Annotated in this window: 5 protein-coding genes; all 5 read right to left on the bottom strand. The window is 28.5% G+C overall.

Annotated elements, in window-relative coordinates:
• Window positions 1-975: flagellar basal-body MS-ring/collar protein FliF (fliF, locus tag HUJ77_RS15295; RefSeq protein WP_291710116.1), on the bottom strand; the 975-nt coding region annotated here is incomplete at its 3' end.
• Window positions 976-996: 21 nt separating this feature from the next.
• Complete coding sequence (gene fliE, locus HUJ77_RS15290) at window positions 997-1266, bottom strand: flagellar hook-basal body complex protein FliE (protein ID WP_291710118.1); 270 nt, start codon at window positions 1264-1266, stop codon at window positions 997-999.
• A gap of 39 nt (window positions 1267-1305) precedes the next feature.
• Window positions 1306-1710, bottom strand: coding sequence for a flagellar basal body rod protein FlgC (gene flgC / locus HUJ77_RS15285; protein ID WP_291710115.1), 405 nt, complete (start codon window positions 1708-1710; stop codon window positions 1306-1308).
• 2 nt (window positions 1711-1712) lie between these two features.
• A complete protein-coding gene (gene flgB / locus HUJ77_RS15280; RefSeq protein ID WP_291710113.1) occupies window positions 1713-2108 on the bottom strand; it encodes a flagellar basal body rod protein FlgB in 396 nt (131 codons plus the stop codon).
• A gap of 330 nt (window positions 2109-2438) precedes the next feature.
• Window positions 2439-2854, bottom strand: a 416-nt coding sequence (locus HUJ77_RS15275; RefSeq protein ID WP_291710111.1) for a flagellin, incomplete at its 5' end; no start/stop codon positions are given.

Here is a 2854-nt window from a genome sequence, read left to right as displayed (position 1 = left end):
ATTATTATTTTCTTCATCTATAGTATTACCCATATTGTTATCTACTGGACTAGCAGTAGATTCACCAGCATTTTCACCATTTATTTCTTTTATTACTTGCTGACTTACTATAACTTTATTAGGATCTACTATTGTTTCTGTTTTTTGTCTTGAATCAAAATCTAAATCTACATTTACAGAAGTTTTAACCTTGCCCTTTCCTACTACTGGTTCTAATAACTGAATAATAGACTTTTGAAGTTCTTCTTCATATTTCTTCTCTAATGAAAACTGTTGGCTTATAGCATCTGAGCTGACAGCTACATTATCTTCATCAAATAAACCTTCTGTTAATAGGTTCATATTATCATCTACAACTTCAATATTTTCTTCTGGTACATTCTCTGTACTTTTTGAAACAAGTGCTACTATTGACTTAACTTGCTCCCTAGTTAATTTATTGCCAGAAGATATTTTTAAATAAACAGCAGCTTTGCCTGGTTCCTTATCTTCTACAAATACTGAATCCTTTGATGGTGTTATATGTATTCTTGCAGTTTCAACTTGAGGGAAGCTTTTAATAGTTTTTTCTAATTCCCCTTGCTGCATTCTTAATTTTTTAAGTTTAAATTCTTCATCAGTCATTCCAAAAGAACTACCTGAGTCCATAAGTTCATAACCAGTACTTCCATCTGATAACTCTGGTGCCAATTCTAATCTTAATTGGTCTACTTGAGATTTTGGTACTAGTATTGTATCTCCTTCTATTTTCATGTCTACTTTTTTCTCATTTAGCTTATTAATTACAACTTGGGCGTCTGTTGCTTCTAAGCTAGAAAATAAAACTTTATACTTAGTTGATGAGTTGTAAAAAAACATTGATATAATCGCAATAATAAAAGTAATTATTGTAACAATTACGGCAATTCTTATACCCTTATTAAATGTCTTAAATCTTCCCCATAGCTTACTAAGAATCTCCTTAAGCTTCTCCATTAATAATAGCACTCCTTCGTATTACAATTGCATTCTATTTAATTCTTGAACTGCCTCTACAACTTTATTTCTTACTTGAATAGCTAGTTGAAGTGACATCTTTGCTTCCTCCATACTAAGAACCATTTCATGGATGTCTACATCTTTTCCTGCAATGAAATCATTAGTTATGTTATCTGCCTCTATCTGATCTTGATTTACCTTATCTAAATTTTCCTTTAGAATATCTTGAAATTTACTCGAAGGATTATTATTACTAATAGCAGAATCTGTATTAGTGTTTTCAAAAATCTTTTCTAGTGGAACAAAATTATTAATTATCACTACAAGCTACCTCCCTAACTCTAATGTTTTTGTAAACATACTTTTTGTTGCATTTAGTGTATCTATATTAGCCTCATATGACCTAGATGCTGCAATCATGTCTGCCATTTCATTTAATAAATTTACATTTGGCATAGTAACATATCCATTTTCATCTGAATCTGGATGTGTAGGATCATATACTTTTTTTAAGGGTGATTTGTCATCTACTATACCCACAGCCTTAACTCCATTTAATCCCTTTTCCTTATCCAAATTTTCTTGGAAAATAGCTATTTTCCTTACATAGGGATTTCCATCTTCCCCTCTAGTTGTTGTTGCATTTGTCATATTAGATGTTATAGTATCCATTCTTAGTCTTTCAGCAGATAAGCCGCTGGCACTTATTCTCATAGTATTAAATAGTCCCATAATTATACATTACCTCCTGATATTACAGCCTTAGTCATATTAAGTTTTGAATTTGCTTGAGTTATTAGAGCATTATACATTAAAGTATTAGAAGCTTGATTCACTTTTTCCAAATCCATATCTACATTATTACCATCTGTTCTCATACTTGTACTATTATCTTCCTTAACAGATATTAAGGAATCATTTAATTCTCCATTTAAATGCACTTTTTTAGTTCTTTTTAATGTAAATTCATTTTTTGCATTATCTAAGTTTTCTTCGAAAGAAACATAGGATTTTTTAAAATTATCAGTATTAATATTTGCCATATTATTAGCTATAACCTTCCCCCTTAATGCAGAGGCATCTAATCCTAATTTAATAAATTGCATTGAAACATCATTACCAATATTCATAACCTTCTCCCCCCAATAAATATTCTATTTTACATTTTAATTCATTATTTTTGTTAATTCTTTTATTTAAATTAAAAAATATAATTATTCAACTAATAGTATGTAAATATTACCTGCATTAACATTATAATTTAATATAAATTATTTTTCTATAATATTTTAATATAAAATGACGATAACTTTTCTACATTTTTCGTATTTTTATTAATATTTTTAAAAGTTTTATTTAAATTTATATTTTAATACATTTTTTACCTGTCAATATGTAATTATTAAAATTTAATTAAACTTATAAAAAAAAGAGAAGTTCTAAGAACTTCCCCTAATTATTTACTTCATATTTTCAAGTACTCTTAAAATTTCTTGTGGAAATCTATTGGTTTGTTGCATTAATGCAATTGAAGTTTCATGTAGGACTGAAGTCCTTGCATATTCTGCCATTTCTAAAGCTACATCAGTATCTCTAATTCTACTTTCTGCATTTTGTAAATTAAATGAGCTACCACCTAAGTTTTCTGAAGATGTTTCCATCCTATTTTGAATAGCTCCATATCTACTTCTTACAGAATTAACAGTGTTAATAGCTGCATCAACTATACTAAGATTTTTGTCTAAATCCTCTTTTTTAGTAACATCTAGTGAGCTTAAAGTGTTTCCCTTTTTATCAACAAGAACATCTGTAGTTAAATTATAAATTGGGATTTCTATTTCTTCCTGTGCATTAGCTCCTACTACATGCTTTAAGT

This window comes from Clostridium sp. (assembly GCF_021443865.1).
Lineage (GTDB): Bacteria > Bacillota > Clostridia > Clostridiales > Clostridiaceae > Clostridium.
The sequence above is the reverse complement of the archived record's forward strand: the minus strand, read 5'-3'. Positions and strand labels throughout refer to the sequence as shown.